At 72.3% G+C, this 24,459-nt stretch carries 24 protein-coding genes; 12 read left to right on the forward strand and 12 right to left on the reverse strand.

Annotated features, from left to right (window positions below):
- Positions 1-9 precede the first annotated feature (9 nt).
- The 6 genes from ACSBPG_RS21710 to ACSBPG_RS21735 all read right to left on the reverse strand — a co-directional run bounded on the left by ACSBPG_RS21710 (position 10) and on the right by ACSBPG_RS21735 (position 6,717).
- Positions 10-1,284: an MFS transporter gene (locus ACSBPG_RS21710; RefSeq protein WP_435539305.1), complete on the reverse strand. Its 1,275-nt coding sequence runs from the start codon at positions 1,282-1,284 to the stop codon at positions 10-12.
- Between the two features lie 102 nt (positions 1,285-1,386).
- Positions 1,387-2,784 carry an amidase gene (locus ACSBPG_RS21715; RefSeq protein ID WP_435539306.1) on the reverse strand — a complete coding sequence of 466 codons (1,398 nt, stop codon included), beginning with the start codon at positions 2,782-2,784 and terminating at the stop codon, positions 1,387-1,389.
- Positions 2,785-2,796: 12 nt separating this feature from the next.
- Complete coding sequence (locus ACSBPG_RS21720) at positions 2,797-4,110, reverse strand: TRAP transporter large permease (protein ID WP_435539307.1); 1,314 nt, start codon at positions 4,108-4,110, stop codon at positions 2,797-2,799.
- 3 nt (positions 4,111-4,113) lie between these two features.
- Positions 4,114-4,668 carry a TRAP transporter small permease gene (locus ACSBPG_RS21725; RefSeq protein WP_435539308.1) on the reverse strand — a complete coding sequence of 185 codons (555 nt, stop codon included), beginning with the start codon at positions 4,666-4,668 and terminating at the stop codon, positions 4,114-4,116.
- A gap of 91 nt (positions 4,669-4,759) precedes the next feature.
- Positions 4,760-5,803, reverse strand: coding sequence for a TRAP transporter substrate-binding protein (locus tag ACSBPG_RS21730; RefSeq protein WP_435539309.1), 1,044 nt, complete (start codon positions 5,801-5,803; stop codon positions 4,760-4,762).
- A gap of 77 nt (positions 5,804-5,880) precedes the next feature.
- Positions 5,881-6,717, reverse strand: a complete 837-nt coding sequence (locus ACSBPG_RS21735) for a maleate cis-trans isomerase family protein (protein ID WP_435539310.1) — start codon at positions 6,715-6,717, stop codon at positions 5,881-5,883.
- A 295-nt stretch (positions 6,718-7,012) separates the two neighbouring features.
- Here ACSBPG_RS21735 and ACSBPG_RS21740 point away from each other — a divergent pair, with 295 nt between their 5' ends.
- From ACSBPG_RS21740 to ACSBPG_RS21785, 10 genes are all read left to right on the forward strand, one after another.
- On the forward strand, positions 7,013-7,681 hold the full coding sequence (locus ACSBPG_RS21740; protein ID WP_435539311.1) for a GntR family transcriptional regulator: 669 nt from the start codon (positions 7,013-7,015) through the stop codon (positions 7,679-7,681).
- A gap of 74 nt (positions 7,682-7,755) precedes the next feature.
- Positions 7,756-8,499, forward strand: a complete 744-nt coding sequence (locus ACSBPG_RS21745; RefSeq protein ID WP_435539312.1) for a GntR family transcriptional regulator — start codon at positions 7,756-7,758, stop codon at positions 8,497-8,499.
- Between the two features lie 146 nt (positions 8,500-8,645).
- Positions 8,646-9,473, forward strand: coding sequence for a FadR/GntR family transcriptional regulator (locus ACSBPG_RS21750; RefSeq protein WP_435539313.1), 828 nt, complete (start codon positions 8,646-8,648; stop codon positions 9,471-9,473).
- Positions 9,474-9,503: 30 nt separating this feature from the next.
- On the forward strand, positions 9,504-10,298 hold the full coding sequence (locus ACSBPG_RS21755) for an enoyl-CoA hydratase/isomerase family protein (RefSeq protein ID WP_435539314.1): 795 nt from the start codon (positions 9,504-9,506) through the stop codon (positions 10,296-10,298).
- A gap of 1 nt (position 10,299) precedes the next feature.
- The gene (locus ACSBPG_RS21760; RefSeq protein ID WP_435539315.1) at positions 10,300-11,151 is read left to right on the forward strand and encodes an ABC transporter ATP-binding protein; all 852 of its coding nucleotides are present in this window, start codon (positions 10,300-10,302) and stop codon (positions 11,149-11,151) included.
- Between the two features lie 166 nt (positions 11,152-11,317).
- Positions 11,318-12,202, forward strand: coding sequence for a branched-chain amino acid ABC transporter permease (locus tag ACSBPG_RS21765; protein WP_435539316.1), 885 nt, complete (start codon positions 11,318-11,320; stop codon positions 12,200-12,202).
- A 5-nt stretch (positions 12,203-12,207) separates the two neighbouring features.
- Positions 12,208-13,251: a branched-chain amino acid ABC transporter permease gene (locus ACSBPG_RS21770; RefSeq protein ID WP_435539317.1), complete on the forward strand. Its 1,044-nt coding sequence runs from the start codon at positions 12,208-12,210 to the stop codon at positions 13,249-13,251.
- Between the two features lie 37 nt (positions 13,252-13,288).
- Positions 13,289-14,461 (forward strand): ABC transporter substrate-binding protein, encoded by a 1,173-nt coding sequence (locus tag ACSBPG_RS21775; RefSeq protein ID WP_435539318.1) that lies wholly within the window; start codon positions 13,289-13,291, stop codon positions 14,459-14,461.
- 6 nt (positions 14,462-14,467) lie between these two features.
- A complete protein-coding gene (locus ACSBPG_RS21780) occupies positions 14,468-15,328 on the forward strand; it encodes an ABC transporter ATP-binding protein (protein ID WP_435539319.1) in 861 nt (286 codons plus the stop codon).
- Positions 15,325-17,139 carry an AMP-dependent synthetase/ligase gene (locus ACSBPG_RS21785; RefSeq protein WP_435539320.1) on the forward strand — a complete coding sequence of 605 codons (1,815 nt, stop codon included), beginning with the start codon at positions 15,325-15,327 and terminating at the stop codon, positions 17,137-17,139. Before ACSBPG_RS21780 ends, ACSBPG_RS21785 begins: the two co-directional genes overlap by 4 nt.
- Before the next feature lie 181 nt (positions 17,140-17,320).
- On the opposite strand, the gene ACSBPG_RS21790 is transcribed toward ACSBPG_RS21785, so the two are convergent.
- On the reverse strand, positions 17,321-18,214 hold the full coding sequence (locus ACSBPG_RS21790; protein WP_435539321.1) for a DMT family transporter: 894 nt from the start codon (positions 18,212-18,214) through the stop codon (positions 17,321-17,323).
- A gap of 211 nt (positions 18,215-18,425) precedes the next feature.
- Here ACSBPG_RS21790 and ACSBPG_RS21795 point away from each other — a divergent pair, with 211 nt between their 5' ends.
- Both ACSBPG_RS21795 and ACSBPG_RS21800 read left to right on the forward strand, forming a co-directional pair.
- Positions 18,426-18,677 (forward strand): type II toxin-antitoxin system ParD family antitoxin, encoded by a 252-nt coding sequence (locus ACSBPG_RS21795; RefSeq protein ID WP_435539322.1) that lies wholly within the window; start codon positions 18,426-18,428, stop codon positions 18,675-18,677.
- Positions 18,674-18,979, forward strand: coding sequence for a type II toxin-antitoxin system RelE/ParE family toxin (locus ACSBPG_RS21800; protein WP_435539323.1), 306 nt, complete (start codon positions 18,674-18,676; stop codon positions 18,977-18,979). The genes ACSBPG_RS21795 and ACSBPG_RS21800 overlap by 4 nt, the downstream gene beginning before the upstream one ends.
- 11 nt (positions 18,980-18,990) lie before the next feature.
- On the opposite strand, the gene rbsK is transcribed toward ACSBPG_RS21800, so the two are convergent.
- From rbsK to ACSBPG_RS21825, 5 genes are all read right to left on the reverse strand, one after another.
- Positions 18,991-19,923 (reverse strand): ribokinase, encoded by a 933-nt coding sequence (gene rbsK, locus ACSBPG_RS21805; protein WP_435539324.1) that lies wholly within the window; start codon positions 19,921-19,923, stop codon positions 18,991-18,993.
- Positions 19,920-20,933: a LacI family DNA-binding transcriptional regulator gene (locus ACSBPG_RS21810; RefSeq protein ID WP_435539325.1), complete on the reverse strand. Its 1,014-nt coding sequence runs from the start codon at positions 20,931-20,933 to the stop codon at positions 19,920-19,922. Before ACSBPG_RS21810 ends, rbsK begins: the two co-directional genes overlap by 4 nt.
- Positions 20,934-20,996: 63 nt before the next feature.
- Positions 20,997-21,875, reverse strand: coding sequence for a ribose ABC transporter substrate-binding protein RbsB (rbsB, locus tag ACSBPG_RS21815; RefSeq protein ID WP_435539326.1), 879 nt, complete (start codon positions 21,873-21,875; stop codon positions 20,997-20,999).
- 58 nt (positions 21,876-21,933) lie between these two features.
- Positions 21,934-22,875 (reverse strand): ribose ABC transporter permease, encoded by a 942-nt coding sequence (rbsC, locus tag ACSBPG_RS21820; protein ID WP_435539327.1) that lies wholly within the window; start codon positions 22,873-22,875, stop codon positions 21,934-21,936.
- A 19-nt stretch (positions 22,876-22,894) separates the two neighbouring features.
- Positions 22,895-24,457 carry a sugar ABC transporter ATP-binding protein gene (locus ACSBPG_RS21825; RefSeq protein WP_435539328.1) on the reverse strand — a complete coding sequence of 521 codons (1,563 nt, stop codon included), beginning with the start codon at positions 24,455-24,457 and terminating at the stop codon, positions 22,895-22,897.
- Between the last annotated feature and the right edge of the window lie 2 nt (positions 24,458-24,459).

A 24,459-nucleotide genomic window follows, 5' to 3' on the forward strand; every position in this document is an offset into this window, starting at 1 on the left:
AAGGGGCGGCTACCGCACCGCGCTGAGCCGGTCGATGCGGCGCAGCGCCGGGAAGCGCCACGCCCACACCGCCGCCATGAGGATGGCGCCGACGCCGCCGGCCACCACCGCCGGCACCGTGCCGATCAGCACCGCCGCCGTCCCGGATTCGAACTCGCCGAGCTGGTTGGAGGCGCCGATGAAGAGCTGGGAGACGGCGCCGACCCGGCCGCGCATCTGGTCGGGGGTGGAGAGCTGGATCAGGGTCTGGCGCACGAAGACGCTGACCTGGTCGGACGCCCCGAGGGCGACCAGGGCGGCGAAGGACAGGCCGGCGTGCTCCGACAGGCCGAAGACGACGGTCGCCACCCCGAAGGCGGCGACGGCGCCCAGCATCCAGCGGCCGGCGTCGCGCTCGATGCCCCAGCGGGCGAGCGCGAAGGCGGTCATCAGGGCGCCGATGGCCGGGGCGCTGCGCAGCAGCCCGAGGCCCCAGGGGCCGACGTGCAGGATGTCGCGGGCGAACACCGGCAGCAGCGCCGTGGCGCCGCCGAGCAGCACCGCGAACAGGTCGAGCGAGATGGCGCCGAGGATGGCCGGCCGGCTGCGGATGAAGCCGATGCCGGCCAGCAGGGTGGACCAGCTCATGGCGCGCGACGGCAGCTCGACCCGGCGCGGCCGCAGGCGGTGGACGAACAGCGCCGCCAGGGCGAGCAGGGTGGCGCTCACGCCATAGACCACCGCCGGCCCGGCGACGTAGAGCAGGCCGCCCAGCGCCGGGCCGACCACCGTCGCCGTCTGGTGGGCGGAGGAGTACCAGGCGACGGCGTTGGGCAGCTCGTCGGGCGGCACCGTCGCCGACAGGAGGGCCTGATAGGCCGGCCCCTCGAACGCCTTGGCCGCGCCCAGCACGAAGACCACGGCGAAGATGACGTGCGGCGTGAGCATCCCGGTTGCCGTCGCCGCGCACAGGGCGCCGACGGCCGCCAGCTCCACCAGCAGGCAGGCCCGCAGCACCTGGCGGCGGTCGTTGCTGTCGACCACATGGCCGGCGACGAGGGCCAGCGCCAGCGTGGGCAGGAACTGGAACAGGCCGACCAGCCCGAGGTGGAGCGCATCGCCGGTCATGGCGTAGATCTGCCAGCCCACCGCCACCACCTGCATCTGCAGGGCCAGCGCCGCGGCAATGCGGGCAGCCCAGAACAGGGTGAAGTTGCGGTGGCGGAAGGCGGAGCGGAAGCGGGAGGAAGCGTCGGCGGCCGGTGCGGCGGCCGGCGCGGCGGCGTCATGAGGCGTGCTGGTCATGGCGGCGCACACCGTCGCACGCCGGTCGACGCGGCGCCAAGACGCTTCCTTGGCGGAACGGCCGATGAAGGCGCATGGCACCCGTGCGCCGCGCCGCTCCCCCTATCGATCGGTGGGGCGGCGGGCCGACCAGGGGTGAGCCTCCTCGTACGCGGCGGCGAGGCCCAGCAGGCGCTCCTCCGCGCCGAGGTCGCCGATGAGCTGGACGCCGACCGGCAGCGCCCCCTCCTCGACCGGCGCCGGGACGGTCAGGGCGGGGTGCCCGGCGGCGTTGACCCAGCCGGTGTAGACGGCGTGGCCGCGCGGCCCCACGGCCGCGCCGTCGATCACCGGCGGGTACGCCTCCTCGGCCGGCCAGGGCATGGCGGCGCAGGCCGGCGTCACCACCACGTCCCAGTCGGCGAACAGCCGCGAGGCGGCGGCGCGCAGCTCCTCCACGGCCTGCAGGCCGGCGAGGAAGTCGGGCGCGGTCATCCGGGCGCCCGCCTCGGCGAGGGCGAGGTAGCGCGGCTCCGCCCGCTCCAGCCGCGGCTCGATCGCGCGCAGACGGGCGAGGCCGACCTGGGCGACCGCCGGCCAGAAGGCCGTGACGGCGTCGAGGTCGAGGGGGAGCGGGCCCCGCTCGACCCGGTTCCCGAGGCCGGCCAGGGCATCGGCGGCGCGACGGGCCGCCGCGGCGACGACGGGGTCGAGCGGGGCGTCGCCAAGCCGTTCGGCGTACAGGATGCGCATGGGACCGGGCGGCGCGCCGGCGGCGGCGATGCCGCGGGAGCGGGGATCGCGGCGGTCGGTGCCGGCCAGCACCGCCAGCACCGCGGCGGCGTCGCGCACCGTGCGGGTCAGCGGCCCCACCACCTCGAAGTCGAGCAGGATCTGCGGCAGCCCGCCGCCGCGCGGCACCCGGCCGAGCGACGGCTTCAGCCCGACCAGCCCGGTGTAGGCGGCCGGCCGGCGGATCGACCCGCCGCCGTCGGTGCCCAGCGCCAGCGGCGCCAGGCCGGCCGCCACCGCGGCGACCGAGCCGCCGCTCGACCCACCGGGGGTCAGCGCCGGGTCCCAGGGGTTGCGGGTGACGCCGAACAGGGCGTTGGCGGTGTAGCCCTCGACCGTGAACTCGGGCACGTTGGTCTTGCCGAGGACCACGGCGCCGGCGGCGCGCAGCCGCTCCACCGGCAGCTCGTCGCGCTCGGCGACGTCGCCGGCGTAGGCGCGGCTGCCCCAGGCCGCCGGCATGCCGGCCGCCACCAGATTGTCCTTCACGGCGACCGGGACGCCGTCGAGCGGTGAACGGGCGAGCCCGGCGCGCCAGCGCCGGGTGCTCTCGCGGGCCTCCGCCTCGGCCGCCGGGTTGGCCGCGACGTAGGCGTTGATCGCGGGGTCCAGCCGGGCGATGCGGTCGCGGTAGACGGCGAGCGCGTCGAGCGGAGTGGCGCGGCCGGCCGCGAAGGCGGCGGCGAGGTCGTGGGCGTCGAGGCGCCACAGCGCGTCGGAAGCGGTCATCGTCGGTCCTCGTCAGGGGGCGGACATGCTGGCGGGCAGCCACAGCACGATCTCCGGCACCGCAATCAGCGCCAGGGTGAACAGGATCATCAGGACGGCGTAGGGCACGCTGCCGACCACCACGTCGCGGAAGTCGCCGCCGTCCTTGCGCACACCCTGCACCACGTAGAGGTTCATGCCGACCGGCGGGGTGATCATGCCGAGCTCGCACATCAGGACGATGAAGACGCCGAACCAGATCGGATCGATGCCCACCGCCAGCACGATCGGCATGGCGATGGGAATGGTCAACACCTGCATCGACAGCACGTCCATGAACATGCCCAGCACCAGGTAGAACAGGATCAGCGCCAGCAGCAGCCCGGTGGCCGACAGCCCCTGCGCCGCCACCCACTTGGTCAGCGCCTCGGCCACCCCGCCGAGCGCCAGAGTCAGGTTGAGGACGAAGGCGGCCGCCACGATCAGCAGGATCATGCCCGTCGTCTTCGCGGTCTGGCGGAAGCAGTGGTCGAGGAAGGTCAGGGACAGCCGCCCCTCCCTCCACACCAGCGCCAAGGCCACCACCACGCCGATCGCCGCCGACTCCGTCGGCGTCGCCAGGCCGAGATAGATCGAGCCCATGACGATGGCGAAGATCACCGCCGGCGGCACGAGGTGGACGAGCGCCGCCAGCCGGGCGCGGCGCCCGCACGGCGGCTCGACCGGGTCGCCGCCGCCAGCACGGCGGGCCAGCAGGCTCTCGGCGGCGATGTAGGCCATGAACAGCAGGGTCAGCAGGATGCCGGGGACGATGCCGGCGATGAAGAGCTGGCCGATGGAGACGTTGGCGATGGAGCCGTAGACCAGCATGTTGACGCTGGGCGGGATCAGGATGCCCAGCGTGCCGCCGGCGGCGAGCGAGCCCAGCGAGCGGCTGGGGGCGTAGCCGCGCTGGGTCAGCGCCGGCAGGGCCACCGTGCCGATGGTGGCGGCGGTCGCCACCGACGATCCCGAGGTGGCGGCGAACAGGGCGCAGCAGCCGATGTTGGTGTGCAGGAGGCCCCCCGGCAGGCGGCCCAGCCACAGCGCCAGGGCGCCGTACATGCGGTCGGCGATGCCGCTGCGCAGGAGCATCTCGCCGAGCAGCACAAACAGCGGGATGGCGGTCAGGATGTTCTCGTTCTGCACGCCCCACAGGGTGGGGCCCATGGAGGTCAGCAGCGGCCAGCCGTACAGGGCCACGCCGCCGACCACGCCGACCAGCACCATGATGACGGCGATCGGGAAGCTCAGCAGCAGCAACCCCATCATGGCGGCGAAGCCGACGGACAGTGCCAGCACGCTCATGGGTCAGCGCCTTTCCAGGTCTTCGAGTTCCTCGTCCAGCTCCTCCAGCGCCCCCTTGGGATGGAAGTCGCGGTTGAGGCGCTCGGTGCGCCCGGCCGCCAGCAGCCACGTGGCGCGCAGGGCGAGGACGGCGGCGAGCAGGGCGAAGAGGCACAGCGCGGCGTACCACGCCGCCTGCGGGTAGATCAGCGGCGTCGCCCAGGGCGTGGGGGCGGTGCTGCCGTAGTCCAGCGTGTCGAGGATCACCAGCCGCCCCACCCAGACGAGGAACAGCCCGAGCAGCGCCATGGCGACCGCCGACAGCCAGTTGACCAGCGCCTGGGCACCCGGGCGCAGGCGCTGGTGCAGCAGGTCGATGCGGATGTGGGCGCGGTCGGCCAGGGCGACCACGAAGGCGAGGCTGGAGCCGACGGCCAGCACGTAGCCGCCCAGCTCGTCCGCCCCCTCGAAGGAGAAGTTCACCGTCTTGCGGAGCACCGTCTCCGCCGAGACGAACAGCGACAGGCCGAGCAGCGCCAGCCCGAACAGCCAGCTCGCGATGGTCATGAGCCATTTCATGGGCGATCTCCTCTGCCCCCACCCCCTCCCCCGCGAAGCGGGGGAGGGAGGGGGTGGGGGCGCCGTGCACCGATGCGTCCGTCCTGGGGCCTCAGAACCCGACCAGGGGGCCGACGCTCTTCTTCCAGTCGGCGGAACAGGTCGGGTTCACCTTGTCGCAGGCCTCGGCCCAGGTCGGGAACGAGATGTCCTTGACCGCGCCCTTGATGACGGCGAGGTCGCCGTCGGTGATCGGCACCTCGGTCAGCGCGTAGGGCTTCACCGTCTCGCACGGCGTCTTGCCGACGTTGCAGCGCATGGCGTCGTCGAAGAGGTGCTTGGAATAGGTCCAGATGTCGTCGACCAGCGCGTCGAACGCCGCCTGCAGCTTGCCCTGCTGCTCCGCCGACAGCCTGTTCCAGGTGTCGAGATTGATGCCGTAGCCGTTCAGCGCGAGCTGGACGCCGATGGGCAGGGTGAACGCGCTCACCTCCGGCCAGCCGGCGGAGTTGGCCGAGCTCGGCCCGGTGATGGCGCAGTCGACGACGCCGCGGGCCAGCGACTGCTGGACGTCGGGGAAGCTGATGGGCACCGCCGTCCCGCCCAGCGAGGCGACGAAGTTGGCGAGGTTCTGGTCGTAGACGCGCACCTTCTTGCCCTTGAGATCGGCGAGCTGCTTGATCTCGGGCTGGCAGAAGAACACCTGCGGGCCGAACGGCCACACCCCGAGCAGCTTGGTGTGGAAGCGCTCCTGCAGGCGGGCGTCGACGTAGGGCTTGTAGGCCTCGACCGTCTTGCGGCCGGTCTCGTAGGTCGGATTCAGGCCGACGAGGTCGAGGCCGAGCAGGGTCGGCTCGTCGCGCGAGACCTGCGACAGGCGCAGCGAGATGATGTCGAACAGGCCGCTCTTCAGCACCCGGAGCTGCTCGCTGTCCTTGATGCCGGTCATCTCCAGCGGCTTGTAGTCGACCGTCGTGTCGATGCCGGTGCGGGCGGCGAAGTCCTCGAAGAAGGGCTGCTCCTTGGTCTTCTGGATCAGGCCGGTCGACACCGGCTGGCCCATCACCTTGAGCGACAGGGTCTCGGCCGCGGCCGGATGGGCCAGGAAGGCCAGGAAGGCCAGGGCGGCGGTGGCGCAAAGCACGAGTCGGCGCATCGGGAAACTCCTCCCTTGCTGGTGACCGGGGCTGCAGCCCCGGGGAACGGGGGACGGAGCGGACCGCCCCCGGCGGGTCACGTGGGCCCGGAACCGGCGGCGGCCGGCAGGGCCTGGAACAGTCGGCCCCAGCCGGTCACCGCCTGGGTCGGCTCGCCGAGGAGGGCCAGCGTCTTCCACACGGTGACGGCGACGGAGTCGAGGATCGGGATGCCGAGCTCGCCCTCCAGGCGGCCGGCCAGCGGCGTGCCGCGGAAGTTGGTGCAGAGCACGGCGATCGCCTGCGGCCGGGCCTCGGCGACGGCGCGGATCAGGTGCTCCACCACGGCCTCCGGGACCTCGGCGAAGCGGAAGTTGCCGGATTCGCCGAGATGCCGTTCGGCCACCACCTCGATGCCGAGGGCGCCGTAGTTGGCGACGATCCCCGCCTGCACATCGTCGAGATAGGGCGTGACGAGGCCGAGGCGCGTCACGCCGAGCCGCTGCAGCGCGTCGTTCAGCGCCAGGATGGTGGTGGTGGCGGGAATCCCGGTTTCACCGGTGATCCGGTCGCACAGCGCCGTGTCGCGCGCGAACCCCAGCCAGGACGCGGCGGTGCCGTTCCACGCGACGACGTCGACCCGCGCGTCGGCGAGTTGGCGGGCGGCCGCCAGCAGGGCGTCCGGCTCGAACTGGCGGCGCGAGTCCTCCTCCAGGGCGATGCGGGTGACGGAGAACCGGGCGAAATGCGCGGTCACGCGGGGCAGCAGCGGCGCCAGGATCGCCGCGGTGTAGGGCTCCAGGACGGTGTTCGACGACGGCGTGATCATGCCGATCCGCCGGAACGCCGTGCGTTCGCCCGAAGAATCGACGGCGTCCATCCCGTTCGGCCGTGTCGGCGCGGGCCGACCGCCGGCCGAGTCCTCCTCGTTCATCGTCATTGCCTTCCTGGTTCACGGGTCGCATGTGCCTGCCGCGGACACCCTGCAAGCTCCGAGCCATTCGTAATTCTGCATTATATTTTTTCTAACATATTGTAATTACATGAGAATATAAAGTTTCTTAAGGCTCCGAAAGCGGCAGGCGCTTGCGCGCTGCACAGAAAAGCGAATACTTGCACGGAATCTGTGCGGTCGGCCCGCGGCGGGGGGGAGGTCGGGGATGGAAGAGGGATCGGCTCGCCCACGGCGCTCCCGCGCGTCTCCCGGCCGCCGGCCGGGACGCACCTCCATGCACGCCCGCGTCGCCGACCGGCTGCGCACCCTGGTCCTGGAGTGCCGCATCCCGCCGGGAACGCGGCTCAACGAGACGGCTCTGTGCGACCGGCTCGGCGTGTCGCGCACCCCCCTGCGCGAGGCGCTGAAGGTGCTGGCGAGCGAAGGCCTGGTGGTGATCCACCCCAACCGCGGCGCGTCGGTCAGCACCGTCACCGCGCGCGAGGCGGCCGAGCTGTTCCAGGTGATGGCGGAGATGGAGGCGCTGGTCGGCCGGCGCCTGGCGGCCCACGCCAGCGACCGCGACGTGCGCGGGCTGAAGACGCTGCACGCGCGGATGCGGGCGTTCCACGCGGCCGATCGGCGGGCCGACTACTTCCTCGCCAACGAGGCGTTCCATCGCCGCCTCGCCGAGATCGCCGGCAACGGCGTCCTGCTGGGCGTCCACGGCGGGCTCGCGTCACGGCTGCGGCGCGCCCGCTACCTCGCCAACCTGACCCACGCCCGCTGGGCCGAGGCGGTCGACGAGCACGCCGAGATCATCGCCGCTCTGGAGCGGCGGGACGGCGACGGTCTGGCCCGCGCCATGGCCGAGCACATGCGGGCGACGTGCGAGCGGGTGGTCGCCGGCCTCGCCGACGTCGGCGCGCCGGCCCGGGTCGCACCCGCCGTCGAGGGGGCTTGAACGGGCGGCACCTCCGTGCCGATAGTCGGGCCACCCGCGCGGCCCGGCCGCCGGCCTCTCCGGACCCCTGCACGATGACCGAGACCGCCCGCCCGCCCGCCGCACCCGCGCCGATCGCCCGTCCCAACCTCCACGACGAGGTGGTGGCGGCGCTGCGCACGATGATCCTGGACGGCGCCCTGCCGGCCGGCTCCCGGGTGCCGGAGCGCGAGCTGGCGGCGGCGTTCGGCGTTTCGCGCACGCCGCTGCGCGAGGCGCTGAAGGTCCTCGCCACCGAAGGGCTGGTGGTGCTGGAGCCCAACCGCGGCTGCCTCGTCGCGCGCCTCACCGCGACCGACGCGGAGGAGCTGTTCGAGGTCATGGTGCCGCTGGCGCGCCTGGCCGGCCGGCTGGCCGCCGCCGCCGCCGGCGAGTCCGACCGCGCGGACCTCGCCCGCCTCGACGGGGAGATGCGCGCCCGCCTCGCCGACGGCGACCACGCCGGCGCGGCCCGCCTCGGCCGTACCATCCGGCGGCGCGTCGTGGCGCTGGCCGGCAACGCCGCGCTCGACGGCGTCTACGAGACGCTCTCCGTCCGCGTCCGCCACGCCGCCGCCGACGTGCCCGAGCGATGGGACGAGGCCGTCCAGGTCCATGCGCTGATCCTCGACGCGCTCGCCCGGCGCGACGGGGAAGCGCTCGGCGCTCTGCTCGAACGCCGTCTCCTGGCCGAACGGGATGCCCTCCTCGACGCCTTGCGGGGCCGGGCACCGCGTTCCGCCCGGTCCCGCCACACCGGGGCGGCCGACACGGCCGACCCGGCGCCGCCGGCCGACTGACCGCGCCGCCCGCCCATCCGCAGAGCCGATTGTTTGCGATATTGACAAATGGCCCGGCTGTCGCTTAGCTTTGTCGGACAAATCGACAATCCGTCCAGAAATGCAGGCCGGGAAACGGCCGGGGCGGTCAGGGAGGAGCGCCGGCCGTGGATGCGGCAGCGGAACCGTCGGAGCCCGGCGATGGGCTTTTCGAACGCATCGACCATCGCCCCGCCTACCAGCGGGTGGCCGAGGCGATCGAGCGGGAGATCATGTCGGGGCGCCTGCCGCCGGGCGCCCCGATCGGCACCGAGGCCGATCTGGTCCGCCAGTTCGGCGTCAACCGCTCGACCGTGCGCGAGGGCATCCGCATGCTCGAGCAGTCCGGCCTGATCCGCCGCGACAGCAGCCGCCGCCTGTTCGCCAGCCTGCCCCGCTACACCAAGCTCGCCAGCCGCATCAGCCGGGCGCTGGTGCTGCACCAGGTCACCTTCCGCGAGCTGTGGGAGGCGACCATCGCCATCGAGCCGGTGTCGGCCGAGCTCGCCGCCGCCAACGCCGGCAGTCCCGGCGCCCGCGGCGAGACGCTCGACGCCATCGCCGACAACCTGGAGCGCTCCCGCCGGGCGCTCGACAACCCCAAGCTCCTGTCGGAGCTGGACACGGAATTCCATGCCCTGGTAGGCCGCGCCTCGGGCAACCGGGTGATCGAGCTGTCGCGCGAGCCGCTCGGCCTGCTGTTCCAGCCGACCTCGCAGATGCTGGCCGAGGAGGTGGAAGCCGCCCCGGCCCGCATGGTGGAAGCGCACCGCCGCGTCTACGAGGCGATCCGCGCCGGCGACGCCGCCGAGGCCGGCGCCTGGATGCGCCGCCACGTGCACGATTTCCGCCGCGGCTTCGAGCGGCTGGGCAAGGACCCGGAGCAGCCGGTGGAGCGGCTCTACCATGACCACGTCAGCGCCCGCCGGCCGGCGGACAATGACGACCAACGATAAGGCCATGACGGCCGTCAGAGGGAGAATCGGGTGTCCAAGGAGAGCGAACCGGTCCTGCTGGACCGGGCGGGAGCGGTCGCCTGGCTGCGGCTGAACCGTCCGCAGGTCCTCAACGCCATCGACGAGGAGACGGCGCACGCCTTCCTGGAGGCTTGCCACGCCGTCGCCGGCGACCCGGCGGTGCGGGCCGTGGTGATCGCCGGCCAGGGCCGTGCCTTCATGGCCGGCGGCGACCTCGCCCGCTTCCGCGCCGATCCCGACCGTGCGGCGGAGACCGCCGGCGCCATCATCGGCCCGCTGCACACCGCCCTGGAGGTGCTGGCGGCGTTGCCGGCGCCGGTGCTGGCCTCGGTGCACGGCGCCGTCGCCGGGGCCGGCATGAGCGTGGCGCTCGCCGCCGACCTCTGCATCGCCGCCGACGACGCCCGCTTCACCCTGGCCTACGCCCGCATCGGCGCCACCCCCGACGGCTCGGGCACCTACTGGCTGCCCCGCCTCGTCGGCCTGCGCAAGGCGATGGAGCTGGCGCTGCTGGCCGAGACGATCGACGCCGCCGAGGCGCTCCGCCTCGGCCTCGTCAACCGCGTCGTGGCGGCGGCGGCGCTCGAGGCGGAGACGCGGGCGCTCGCCGAGCGGCTGGCGTCCGGCCCGACCGCCGCCTTCGGGCGCATCAAGCGGCTGCTGCACCGCTCGGCGACGGCCTCGCTGGCCGACCAGCTGGCGGCGGAGGAGGAGAGCTTCCGCGCCTCGGCCGCCACCGACGATTTCCGCGAGGGGGTGGGCGCCTTCTTCGACAAGCGGAGTCCCACCTTCCATGGACGGTGAGATGACGGCCCCGATGACCGAGACGACGGCGGACGCCACCCCCATCCTGGCGGTCGAGAGGCTGACCCTGGCGTTCGGCGGCGTGCTCGCCCTGAACGGCGTGAGCTTTCCGGTGGCGCCAGGATCGATCACCACGGTGATCGGCCCGAACGGCGCCGGCAAGACCTCGCTGTTCAACGCCATCTCCGGCTTCTACCGGCCGCGCCAGGGCTCGGTGCGCTTCGCCGGACACCCGATCGACCGGTTGTCGGCGCCCGAACGGGCCCGGCTCGGCCTCGCCCGCACCTTCCAGAACATCGCCCTGTTCCGCGGCATGACCGTGCTCGACAACATCAAGCTCGGCCGCCACGCCCACCTGCGCACCGGCGTGCTCGACGCCCTGTTCTACCTCGGCCGCGCCCGGCGCGAGGAGATGGAGCTGCGGCGCGAGGTCGAGGAGCGGATCATCGACTTCCTGGAGATCGACCACATCCGCAAGGCGCCGGTGGGCGCCCTGTCCTACGGCCTGCAGAAGAGGGTGGAGCTGGCCCGGGCGCTCGCCATGCACCCCAAGGTGCTGATGCTCGACGAGCCGGTGGCCGGCATGAACCGCGAGGAGACCGAGGACATGGCCCGCTTCATCCTCGACGTGCGCGAGGAATGGGGCGTCACCGTGCTGATGGTCGAGCACGACATGGGCATGGTGATGGACATCTCCGACCACGTCGTCGTCCTCAACTTCGGCCAGGTCATCGCGCAGGGGCTGCCGCGGGACGTGCAGGCGAACCCCGAGGTGGTCGCCGCCTATCTCGGCTCGGGCAACGTCGACGACCTGCGGCGGCGGCTCGGTTCCGACGCGCGGAAGGTGGCGTGATGCGGATGTTCCGACATCCTGGATGCGCGGTCCCGTCGGCCCCCCACCCAACCCTCCCCCACTGCGCGGGGGAGGGCTTTCTCCTCCCCCCGCGAAGTGGGAGGAGGGCGGGAGGGGGGGCCCGCGCGGCCACCCCCGCCACCCGACCCGCCGGCAGGAGCGCCCCATGACCATGGACTGGCTGCTCCTCGCCGAGGTGAGCCTCGCCGGGCTCGGCACCGGCGGGCTCTACGCGCTGACGGCGCTGGCCTTCGTCGTCATCTACAAGGCGACGCGGGTGGTCAACCTCGCCATCGGCGAGATCCTCATGCTGGGCGGCTACGCCTTCTTCGGCTTCGCCGCGACCCTGGCGCTGCCGTGGTGGGCGGCGGCGGTCGGCGCGCTCGCCGTGGCCGGGCTGTTCGGGGCGGCGGTCGAGCGGCTGGTGATCCGGCCGATGCTGGGGGAGAGCCCGATCTCCGTCTTCATGGTGACGGTGGGGCTCGGCAGCATCCTGGTCGGCCTGGTGGAGATCCTGTGGACCGCCGACCCGCGCCGCCTGCCCGAGTTCATGCCGGCGACGCCGCTCTTCATCGGCGAGGCGTTCGTGGCGCCGAAGATCGCCACCGGCTTCGTCGTCGCCGCGGCGGTCGTCACGCTGTTCCTGGCGCTGTTCCGCTTCTGGCGCGGCGGCGTGGCGCTGCGCGCCACCGCCAGCGACCAGGCCGCGGCCTACTCCGTGGGGATCGACGTGCCCGGCGTCTTCTCGCTGGCCTGGGTGGTCGCCTGCATGGTCGCCGCCGGTGCCGGCATCCTGGTGGGGGCGGTCGGCGGCATCTCCTCCACCATGGGCGTGTTCGGCCTGTCGGTGCTGGTGGTGGTCATCGTCGGCGGGCTCGACAGCGTCGCCGGGGCACTGGTCGGCGGCCTGCTGATCGGCCTGATCGAGGCGCTGGCCGGGTTCTATCTCGGCGGCGAGTTCAAGCTGCTCGCCACCTTCTCCCTGCTGGTCGCGGTGCTGATGGTGCGGCCCTACGGGCTGTTCGGCACCCACGAGATCGAGAGGCTCTGAGGTCCATGCGCATCGCCTCCGCCAAGGAAAGCTACGCCGCCGACGAGGCGCTGTTCGACAGCGCCGTGCAGCGCGGCTGGTTCGCCGTGCTGCTGGCAGCGCTGGCGCTCTTCCCCTTCGCCGCCGACCAGTACTGGGCCTATCTGGCGTGCCTGGCCGCCATCAACGTGATCGCCGCCAGCGGGCTCAACATCCTGACCGGCTACACCGGGCTGGTCAGCCTCGGCCAGGCCGCCTTCATGGGGGTGGGGGCCTACACCGTGGCGGTGCTGGAGAACCGGCTGGGCACGCCGTTCCTCCTCAACATTCTCGCCGGCGGCTTCATGGCGGCCGGTGTGGGCGCGCTGTTCGGCCTGCCCAGCCTGCGGGTGAAGGGCCTCTACCTCGCCATCTCCACCATCGCCGCCTCCTTCATCCTGCACTTCGTCTTCGCCCACTGGGAGAGCGTGACCAACGGCGTCAGCGGCATCACCGTGCCGCCGGCCACGGTCGCCGGCATCCCCCTCGACACGCCCTTCCGGCTCTACTGGGTGGTCGTGCCCGTCGCCGTGCTGATGCTGCTGGGGGCCGCCAACCTGTTCCGTACGCGGGTCGGGCGCGCCTTCATCGCCATCCGCGACCGCGACATCTCGGCCGAGGTCCTGGGCATCCCGCTGCTGCGCTGGAAGCTGACGAGCTTCGCGCTGGCCTCCTTCTACGCCGGGGTGGCCGGCGGCCTGTGGGCCTACTTCTTCCGCGTGGTGACGCCGGAGAGCTTCCCGCTGCTGCTCTCCATCTTCTTCCTCGCGGCGATCATCGTCGGCGGCATGGGCACCATCCTCGGCGGCATCCTCGGCGCCATCTTCATGACCCTGGTGCCGGAGCTGCTGAAGCTGCTGGTGGGCTTCGCCACGCCGCTGTGGCCGGACGCGGTGATGATGCTGTCGCCGGTGCGCACCGTGGTGTTCGGCGCCCTGATCGTCGGCTTCCTCGTCTTCGAGCCGCAGGGGCTGGCCGAGATGTGGCGGCGCACCCGGCGCTTCTTCCATCTCTGGCCGTTCCGCACCTGACCAGAACCAAACAATGACGAATGGGAGGACACCACCGATGCTGACCCTGACCCGCAGACATCTGGGCGCCCTGGCGCTCGCCGCCGGGCTTTCGGCGGCCGCGGCGGCGCCGGCGCGCGCCGCCGACGACATCGTGCTGGGCGGCTCGATCCCGATGACCGGCGTGTTCGCCTTCGCCGGCATCGGCATCCACGCCGGCATCTCCGACTACGTCAAGCTGGTCAACGAGGCCGGCGGCATCCACGGGCGCACCTTGCGCTACGTCTACGAGGACACGGCCTACAAGGTCGACGCCTCGGTGGCCGCCTTCAACAAGATCGTCGCCCAGGACAAGCCGAACCTCTACTACGGCGACAGCACCGCCTTCTCCAAGACCATCAACCCGGAGCTGGAGCGGCTCGGCACCGCCATCATGGCCGGCGCCTCCTTCGCCACCGAGCTGAACGACCCGCAGAAGTACCCGCTGCAGTTCCTGCCCGGCCCCGACTACACCGAGATGTTCGGCATCCTGCTGCGCTACATCGCCAAGGAGCAGCCCAACGCCAAGGTCGCCTTCGTCCATTCCGACACCGAGTTCGGCCGCGACCCCATCGCCACCTCCGCCAAGAAGGCCAACGAGCTGGGCCTCAAGGTGGTGGAGACCATCGTCACCCCGCCGGGCAGCGTCGACGTGTCGACCGAGGTGCTGAAGCTGCGCCGCGCCGCCCCGGACTACACGATCTTCCACGGCTACGTGCTCGCCCCGATCCCCGAGTTCATCGCCCAGGCCAAGCAGATGGGGATCGCCAGCAAATGGATGGGCACCTTCTGGAGCATGGACAACTCCATGGTCCAGAAGATGGGCGAGATGGCCGACGGCTTCATGGGCGTCATGCCCTACCGCTACTACTACGACGAGGACGGCAAGGCGCCGATGCTGGAGAAGATCCGGCAGATGCGCCCAGAATACCAGTCGACCGCCTACATGCAGGGTTTCCTCACCGCCATGCTGATGAGCGAGGCGGTCAAGCGCACCCTCGACGCCGGGCAGGAGCTGAACGGCAAGAATCTCAAGGCGGCGCTCAACACCATCAAGGACTTCGACACCGGCGGGATCATCGGCGTGCCGATCTCCATCCCCGGGAACTCGATCCCGGTGGGCCGCATCTACAAGGCCGACGTCCAGAAGAAGCTGATGGTCCCGGCGTCCGACTGGATCGTCCTGGAGTAGCCGGCGATGCAATCCGCGGGGCAGACCGTGGCGGCACCGCCGCCGGTGCTCGAGGTCACCAACATCGAGGTGGTCTTCAAGAAGACCGTCCAGGTGCTGCGCGGCCTGTCGCTGACCGTGCCGAGGGGGCGGATCGTCGCCCTCCTCGGTTCCAACGGGGCGGGCAAATCGACCACCCTCAAGGCCGTCTCCAACCTGCTGTCGCTGGAGAACGGCGCGGTGAGCGCCGGCGCCATCCGCTTCGACGGCCGCCCCACCGCGGACCTCAAGCCGCACGAGCTGGTGCGCGCCGGCCTGTTCCACGTCATGGAGGGCCGGCGCATCTTCGAGGACCTGAGCGTCGAGGAGAACCTGGTCGCCGCCACCTACGCCCGCAGCGGGCCCCGTGGCGGCCTCCGCGGCGGCCGGAGCGCGGCATCGGGTCGCTTCGACCTGGTCTACGACTACTTCCCCAACCTGCACGCCCGCCGCTCGGTGCGCGCCGGCTACCTGTCGGGGGGCGAGCAGCAGATGCTCGCCATCGGCCGCGCCCTGGTGGCCGAACCCTCGCTGATCCTGCTGGACGAACCGTCGCTGGGGCTCTCGCCGCGGCTGGTCGAGGAGATCTTCGCCATCATCGCCCGCATCAACGCCGAGCAGGGCACCTCCATGCTGCTGGTGGAGCAGAACGCGGCGCTGGCCTTCGCCGTGGCGTCCTACGGCTACATCATGGAGACCGGCCGCATCGTCATCGACGGCCCGGTGGAACGCCTGACCCGCGACCAGGACGTGCGGGAGTTCTACCTGGGCCTGGGCGGCGCCGGCGGCGAGCGCCGCAGCTACCGCGACGTCAAGCACTACAAGCGCCGCAAACGGTGGCTGTCATGATCTCCCCCACCCTCCCCGACATCCCGGCCCTGACCCTGCCGCAGATGCTGCGCGAGCAGGCCCGCCGGCATCCCGGGCGCACGGCGCTGCGCCAGAAGGACTTCGGCGTCTGGAACCCGGTGACGTGGGGCCGCTACTACGAGCGGTCGCGCCATTTCGGGCTCGGCCTCCTGGCGCTCGGCCTGCCCGAGGGCGGGCACGTCGGCATCCTGTCGGAGAACCGCCAGGAATGGGTGTTCGCCCAGCTCGGCTGCGGCGTCGTACGGGCGGTGGCGGTCGGCGTCTATCCCACCAGCCCGGCGAACGAGGTCGCCTACGTGCTGGGCCACGCCGACGCCGCGTTCGTCGTCTGCGAGGACCAGGAGCAGGCGGACAAGGTGCTGGAGCGCGCCGACGACCTGCCGGCCCTGCGCCACATCGTCGTCGTCGACATGAAGGGCCTGCGCCACTGCGCCGACGACCGCCTGCTCTCCTTCGCGGCCGTCGAGCGGCTGGGGGCGGAGTACGAGGCGCGACACCCGAATCGGGCCGACGACCTGCTGGACGCCCAGCGGCTGGACGACGTCGGGCTGATGATCTACACCTCGGGATCGACCGGCAAGCCCAAGGGGGCGATGCTGAGCTACCGCACCATGCGGGCCGAGGCGCCGGCGATCATCGAGCGGCTGGGGCTCGACTCGTCGGCCACCCACCTCTCCTACCTGCCGCTCTGCCACGTGGCGGAGCAGATGCTGACCACCTTCACCCCGCTCTATCTCGGCTCCATCGTCAACTTCGGCGAGTCGCTGCGCACCGTGCAGGAGGATTTGCGGGAGGTGGCGCCGTCCCTGTTCCTCGGCGTGCCGCGCATCTGGGAGAAGCTGCACGCGTCGATCCACATCAAGATGGCCGAGGCCGGCGGGTTGCGCCGCCGCCTGTTCGAGCGGGCGGTGACGGCGTGCGAGCCGTGGGCCGAGACCCTGCCGGCGCGGCGTCCGGTGGTGGCGCGGGCGGTGTTCGCGCTGTGCTACCTGCTGGTGTTCCGGGCGCTGCTGAACTATGTGGGGCTGCGCCGCGCCGGCGTCTGCCTGACCGGCGCCGCACCGATCTCGCCGGTCATCGTGCGCTTCTTCCGCACCCTCGGCGTGCCGCTGATCGAGGTCTACGGCCTGACCGAGACCGCCGGCATGGTGACCGGGCAGCGCCTCGACCGGCGCGTGCCCGGCAGCGTCGGCGTGCCCGTCGTCGGCGCCGAATGCCGGGTCGGCGAGCAGGGCGAGCTGCTGGTGCGCGGCGACACGGTGTTCGCCGGCTACTACAAGAACCCGCAGGCGACCGCCCAGGCGATCCGCGACGGCTGGCTGCACACCGGCGACGTGGTGCGGGTGGACGGGGACGGGCAGATCGTCGTCGTCGACCGCCTCAAGGACATCATGATCACCGCCGGCGGCAAGAACCTCAGCCCGTCGGAGATCGAGAACGCCGTCAAGGCCAGCCCCTACGTCAAGGAGTGCATCGTCGTCGGCGAGGGGAAGAAGTTCGTCTCGGCGCTGATCCAGGTCGATCTGGAGACGGTCGGCAAGTGGGCGGAGGAGCAGGGCATCCCCTACACCCATTTCCGCAGCCTCGCCGAGAACGCGCGGGTGCGGGAGCTGATCGAGCGGGAGGTCGCCGCCGCCAACGCGACGCTCGCCCCGGTCGCCCAGGTCCGCCGCTTCCATCTCCTGACCAAGGAGCTGGACCACGACGACGACGAGGTCACCGCCACCATGAAGGTCCGCCGCGCCAACATCCACCGGAAGTACGCGGCGGAGATCGACGCGCTGTACTGAGGACGGAGCGCCTCTCCCAGGCGGGCCGGCGTCTGCACACATGCCGGCCGCCCGCGGGGTTCCTCCCCTGCGTCCGCATGGGGTGCTCGCCGGCGTCCGTCCCGCCGCCGGTGATCGCGGCGGTCCGCGTCTTGCTGGAGCGCACCGGCGGCGGCATGGGCATCATCCCGGTGCTGCGAGGTCACGACGGTGACGGACGAGACGCGGCCGGCCGGCTGCCGCGCATCAGCCACAGGCCGCTGGCGATGATGACCGCGGCGCCGGCCAGGGTGGCCGGGTCGGGCGCCTGGTCGAACCAGACGATGCCGATGAGCACCGCCCAGACCATCTGGCTGTAGGTGAAGGGCGACACCACCGACGGCGGCGCCGCCGCCAGCGCCTTGATGAGGAACAGGTGGCCCACCGTGCCCAGCGCGCCCATCACGACGAAGGCCGCCCAGCTCGACGGTCCCGGCCACTCCCAGGACAGCGGCAGGACGGCCGACGCGGTGACGAAGCCGACCAGGGTCATGTAGAACAGCGCCGTCACCGGCGGGTCCGACACCCCGGTCAGCCGGGTCAGGATCTGGTAGAGCGCGTAGCTCGCCGCCATGCCGAAGGGCAGCAGGATGGTCCAGTCCAGCGGGATCAGCCCCGGGCGGACGACGATCAGCACCCCGGCGAAGCCGGCGAGGATCGCTCCCCATTGGACCAGCGTCACCCGCTCGCGCAGCACCACCACCGAGAGGAGGGCGACCAGCAGCGGCGACAGGAAGGCGATGGCGTAGAAGGTCGCCAGCGGCAGGTGACGGACCGCGGCGAAGGTGAAGCCCGTGGCGGTCATCACCAGCAGGCCGCGCGCCACGTGCACCCAGGGCCGCGCCGTGCGCAGCACCGAGACCCCGCTGCCCCGGGGGATCAGCAGCAGCAGCCAGGCGAGGCCGAAGGCGTAGCGCGCCCACACCAGCATCGGCATGGCGTGGGCGCCGCCGAGCGCCTTGCCGAAGCTGTCGAGCAGGGTGAAGCAGAGCACCGCCAGCAGGGCCAACGGGATCCCCACCTCCGGTCGGTTGGCCGCGGCGGCGGTCGTGCTCATGAGGCGTGCGTCATGGTGGGGCTGGACCGGGGACGATGGCGGGACGTCCATCAAACCCCGCCGCCGCCCGTTCGGCACGCGGATTTCCGACGGGGAATGGCAGCCATGCCGGTGCCGACCGCCGGCCGCCGCCGATCGTTCAGGCCGATGGACTTGCCCTTCATCCGGTCGACACCTACAGTCATGTCAACCTTTGACACTGGAGGCCGCGGTGTCGACCAACGTGCATCTCACCCCGGAACTGGAGCGCTTTGCTCGCGACTGCGTCGAAGGTGGACGCTACAACAACGTGAGCGAAGTCGTGCGTTCGGCGCTGCGCCTGCTGCAGCAGGCAGAGGAGCGCCGGCTGCAGTTCCAGCATCTCTTGCAAGCCGCCGAGGCGGAAGCCGACCGCGATGGTGCGGTCGCGCTCGACGACGTCCTGGCCGAGGTCGAAGCCATCGTCACCCCCAGGGACGCGTGACCACCGCCGTTCTGTCGCCGGCGGCGCGGCGCGATCTGCTGGCCGCCGTGCGCTGGATCGCCGCCGCCAATCCCGTCGCCGCGCACGCCCTGGGCAGAGGCGTCGCAGAGGCGGCCAGACGTATCGGCACACACCCCCATCTCGGCCGACCTCGCCCCGAATTGGCCGGGGAGCCGTATCGCTTCATGGTCCTGGCAGGCTTCCCTTACGTCATCGTCTACAACGCCGACCGCCGGCCGCCGCTGATCGTCCGCATCCTGCACGGCGCGCGCGATCTCCCGGAGGTGCTCCGCGACCTTTGATCCGGCGCCGGTCAGGACAGCAGGGCCATCACCTCGGCCAGGGAGGGTGCCGACTCCGCCGCGCCAGGCCGGGTGGTGGCGAGGGCGCCGCAGGCGGCGGCGAAGCGCACCGCCGCCTCCAGGCCGTCGCCGCGCGCCAGGGCGACGGCGAGACCGCCGTTGAAGCAGTCGCCGGCGGCGACGCTGTCCACGGCCTTCACCGCGAAGGGCGGCACGAACCCCTCCCCCGCGGGCCCGCGGAAATAGACGCCCTGGGCGCCCATCTTGACCACCGCCATGGCGAGGCCGCGCCCGGTCAGGCGCGCCGCGGCGGCCGCCGCCTCCTCGGGCGTGCGCGGCCGGATGCCCACCAGGGCTTCCGTCTCCGTCTCGTTGGGGGTCATCAGGTCGACCGTCCCGAACGCCGCATCGGGCAGGCCGTCCCGCGGCGCCGGTGCCGGGTCGAGGATCACCCGCCCGCCGGCGGCCCGCGTCACCGCCGCCGCGGCGAGGCCGGCCGCCAGCGGGATCTCCAGTTGCAGGAGGAGCACCGGGGCGCGGCGGAACAGCGCCTCGCCGGCGCTCACGTCGGCCTCGGCGACGGCCATGTTGGCGCCGCCGATGACGGTGATGCAGTTCTCGCCGGCGGCGTCGACGCCGATCACCGCGATCCCGGTGGCGCCCTCCGGATCGGCCCGCAGATGGGCGGTGCCGACGCCGAAGCCGTCGAGGCGCTGGCGCGCCATCGCGCCGAAGCCGTCGGTCCCGGTCCGCCCCGCCATCTCCACCGCCGCGCCGAGCCGGGCGACGGCGGCCGCCTGGTTGGCGCCCTTGCCGCCCAGCCCCATGACGTAGCGGCTGCCGTGCACCGTCTCGCCCGGCCGCGGCAGGCGCTCGCTGTAGGCGGTGACGTCGATGTTCACGCTGCCGAACACGACGATGGGGCGTTGCCGGGCGTCGCTCATGGGATCCTCCGGGGTGGCCGGCCGACCGAGCCCCGCAGCACCAGGGCCGGCGCCAGGAGCAGCCGGTCGGGGAGCGGCTGGTTGGTTTCGAGATGGTCGATCAGCAGCGCCGCGGCCCGTTCGCCGAGGGCGGCGGCGGCCTGGCGGACGGTGCTGAGCGGCGGCGTGACGTAGGCCGCCAGCTCGATGTCGTCGTAGCCCAGCACCGACAGGTCGTCCGGCACCGTCAGGCCGCGCTCCTGGGCGGCCCGCAGGGCCCCCACGGCCATCAGGTCGTTGAAGGCGAAGATCGCCTCCGGCGGCGGCCCGTCCAGCAGGGAGGCGGCGGCGGCGTAGCCGCCGGGCATCGTCAGGTCGGCCTCGCGCACCAGGTCCGGCTCGACCGGGAGCCCGGCCTGCGCCAGGCCGGCCGCAAAGCCCGCGCGCCGGGCCCGCGACTGGGGATGGCCGGCGGGGCCGGTGATGCAGGCGACACGCCGGAAGCCGCGTTCGGCGAACAGGGCGGCGGCGAGCCGCCCGCCGGCGAAGGAATCGTCGGCGACCACGCAGGCGCCGGCGCGCGGCGCGGTGTCGAGCAGCAGCCGCGGCAGCTCCGGCTCGGCCGCCGCGACGGCCTCCAGGAAATCCGGCCCGGGGTCGGGGGACAGGATCGCCAGCCCGTCGATGCGCCGGCTGCGCAGCGCGTCGAAGCAGCGCACCTGCCGGTCCAGCTCGTCGTCGGAGTTGCACAGGATCAGGCTGTAGCCGCGCTCGAAGGCGGCGGTCTCCAGGCCGTGGATGACCTGCGCGAAGAAGGGGTTCGAGCTGGAGGGAACGATCATCCCGAGCGTGCGGGTGCGGCTGCGCTTCAGGGCGCGGGCGATGTCGTTGCGGGCGTAGCCCAGCCGGAGAATGGCGTCCTGCACCTGCCGGGCGGTGTCCGGAGCGACGAAGCGCGTGCCGTTGACGACGTGGGAGACGGTGCTCGCCGACACGCCGGCCGCGCGGGCCACGTCCTTGATCGTTGCCATGGGGGAATCCGGTCCGCGGTCCGCGACGGCGCGCCGGCCAGCGGCGCGCCGTCGCGGCAGCGCCTACTTGGTGAGGACCTTGAGGGGCACCGGCGTGAAGGCCGGCACCGTTTCGCCCTTCAGCACCTTGGCGGCGGTCTCGACGCCGAGCGAGCCGATCATCGCCGCCTGCTGGGCGACGCTGGCGTAGAGGCTGCCGTCCTTGACCGCCGCCACGCCGTCGTCGGTGCCGTCGAAGCCGACCACCGGGATGTCGCGCCCCGACGCCTGGATCGCCTTGACGGCGCCCAGCGCCATCTCGTCGTTGTGGGCGAACACGGCGTCGATCGCCGGCTGCGCCTGGAGGATGTTCTCCATCACGTTCAGGCCCTTGGTGCGGTCGAAGTCGGCCGGCTGGCTGGCGACGACCGTCACGCCGGAGGCGCCGTCCACCACCTCGTGGAAGCCCTTGCCGCGGTCGCGCGCCGCCGAGGTGCCGGGCACGCCCTGCAGCTCGACCACCTTGCCCTTGCCGCCCAGCTTGTCGAGGACGAGCTGCCCGGCCATCCGGCCGCCGGCCACGTTGTCGGAGGCGATGTGGGAGGCCACCTCGCCGCCGTTGGCCGAACGGTCGAGGGTGACCACCGGGATCTTGGCGCGGTTGGCGGCGCGCACGGCCGAGCGCACGGCGTCGGAATCGGTGGGATTGATCAGCAGGATCTTGACCTTCTTGTTGACCAGATCCTCGACGTTGGCCAGCTCCTTGGCCGGGTCGTTCTGGGAGTCGAGGACCAGCAGGGTGTAGCCGAGCTCCTTCGCCTTGGCCTCCGCCCCCTCCTTCAAGGTGACGAAGAAGGGGTTGTTCAGGGTGGAGACCACCAACGCCATGGTGTCCGCGGCCTGCACGGAAGCGGACACCAGCAAGGCTGACGCTGCCAGGGTCGCGGCGACTATCTTACGCATGACGGATCCTTCCTTTGTGCCGTTGTGCTGTTCGCGTGCCGGTCTTCTGGCGGCCGGTTCACGACGACCTGCGGCTGTCGGCGAGCACCGCAAGCAGGATGACGGCGCCCTTGGCGATCATCTGGTAGTACGAGGACACGTTCATCAGATTGAGCGCGTTGTTCAGCACGCCGATGATGAGCGCGCCGACGAGGGTGCCGAAGAGGGTTCCCTTGCCGCCCGACAGGCTGGTGCCGCCGACCACCACGGCGGCGATGGCGTCCAGCTCGTAGCCGGCGCCGGCGGTCGGCTGGGCGCTTTCCAGGCGGGCGGTGAGGATGATGCCGGCCAGCGCCGACAGCAGGCCCGACACCGCGTAGACCGCGGTCTTGACGCCGACGACGCCGACCCCCGACAGGCGGGCCACCACCTCGTTGCCGCCGATGGCATAGGTGTAGCGGCCGAAGCGGGTCAGCGACAGGACCACGCCGCCGCCGGCGAAGACGAGGCCGGCGACCACCACCGGCACCGGCACGCCCAGCAGGTAGCCGCCGCCGATCTCCCAGAAGGCGTCGGCGCCGGCGCCGCTGCCGGTGGTGATCGGCCGGCCGTCGGTGAACACCAGGGTCGCCCCGCGCAGGATGGTCATGGCGACCAGGGTGGCGATGAAGGGCTGCACCCCGCCGACGCCGACGGCGACGCCGCTGGCGGCGCCCAGGCCGGCGCCGAGCGCCAGGGTCAGCGCCACCGCCAGCCACAGGTTGAGGTCGGCGCCGACCAGCCAGGCGCAGACGGCGCCGCAGAAGGCGAGCACCGAGCCGACCGACAGGTCGATGCCGGCGGACAGGATGACGAAGGTCATGCCGACGGCGATGACCCCGTTGATCGAGGTCTGCCGCAGGATGTTGAGCAGGTTGTCGACGGTGAGGAAGTTCGGGCTGAAGGCGGACACCGCCGCCATCAGCAGCACCAGGCCGACCAGCGGCTTGTTGCGGGACAGGAAGGTCGTGAGGGTGTTCATGATCGTCCGCTCCGCGCCGTCAGCCGACCGCCCGGGCCATGATGCGTTCCTGGGTCGCCTCGCCCCGGGCGAAGCGGCCGGCCAAGCGGCCGCCGGCCATCACCAGGATGCGGTCCGAGAGCCCGAGGAGCTCCGGCATGTCCGACGACATCAGGAGGATGCACAGGCCGCGCGCCTTCAGTTCGTTGATCAGGGTGTAGATCTCGCGCCGCGCCCCGACGTCGACGCCGCGCGTCGGCTCGTCGAGGATCACCACCTTCGGCTCGAGCAGCAGCGCCTTGGCGAGCGACACCTTCTGCTGGTTGCCGCCCGACAGGGTGCGCACCTCGGCGTCGATGCCCGGCGCCTTGACCGAGAAGGCGGTCATGAAGCGGCTGACGGCGCCGCGCTCGGCGGCCCGGCGGATCAGCCCGCCGGGCCGGCACAGCCGTTCCAGCGCCGCCAGGGACATGTTGGTGCGCACGGAGTGCGCCTGGATCAGCCCCTCGCTCTTGCGGTCCTCGGGCACGTAGGCGATGCCGGCGCGCACGCCGTCGTGCGGGTTGCGCAGCCGCACCGGCGCGCCGTCGACGCGCACCGCGCCGGCACGCAGCCGGTTGGCGCCGTAGATGGCCTTGGCCAGCTCGGTCCGGCCGGCGCCCATCAGCCCGGCGAAGCCGACGATCTCGCCGCCGGCGGCGGTGAAGCTGACGTCGCTCACGCCGGCCGCCTCCAGGTGCTCGACCGCCAGCCGCTCGGGGCCGGCGGGGCACGGCAGGTAGGGGTACTGGTCGGTGATGGTGCGGCCGACCATGTGGCGGATCAGCCCGGCCTCGTCCAGTTCGGCGATGGGGCCGCGGTGCACCATGTGGCCGTCGCGCAGGACGGTGACGGCGTCGCACAGCGCGAAGATCTCGCCGAGGCGGTGCGAGATGTAGACGATCCCCTTGCCGTCGGCGCGCAGCCCGCGGATGACGTCGAACAGGATCGCCGTCTCGACGTCGGTCAGGGCATCGGTCGGCTCGTCCATGATGATGAGCTCGGCGTTCAGGGACAGCGCCCGGGCGATCTCCACCATCTGCTGCTGGCCGACGCTCAGGCCGCCGACGAGGCGGTCCGGCGCGATCGGCTGGCGCAGCCGCGCCAGCAGCGCCGCCGTCTCGCGCGCCATGCGCGGCCGGTCGATCAGGCCGAAGCGGTTCACCGGCTCGCGGCCCAGGAAGATGTTGTCGGCGACGCTGAGATGGGGAAGGAGGTTCAGCTCCTGATGGATCATCGCGATGCCGGCGTCGATCGCCTGGCGCGGCGCGGCGAAGCGCACCGGCCGGCCACGCAGGGTGATGGCGCCGCCGGCGTCGGCCGGGATGATGCCGGTGACGATGCGCATGAGGGTCGACTTGCCGGCGCCGTTCTCGCCGATCAGCGCCATCACCTCGCCGGCGTGCACCCGCAACGCCACCCGCGACAGCACCGGCACGGCGCTGAAGCTCTTGCTGATGCCGTCGAGGTCGAGCAGCACCCGGCGGTCGGACGCCGGTGCCGGCTGGGCGGCGGGCTGGGCGGCGGGCTGGGCGGCGGGCTGGGCGGCGGGCTGGGTGGTCATGG

This window comes from Azospirillum sp. ST 5-10 (genome assembly GCF_051225715.1).
In the GTDB taxonomy this organism is placed as follows: Bacteria; Pseudomonadota; Alphaproteobacteria; order Azospirillales; family Azospirillaceae; genus Azospirillum.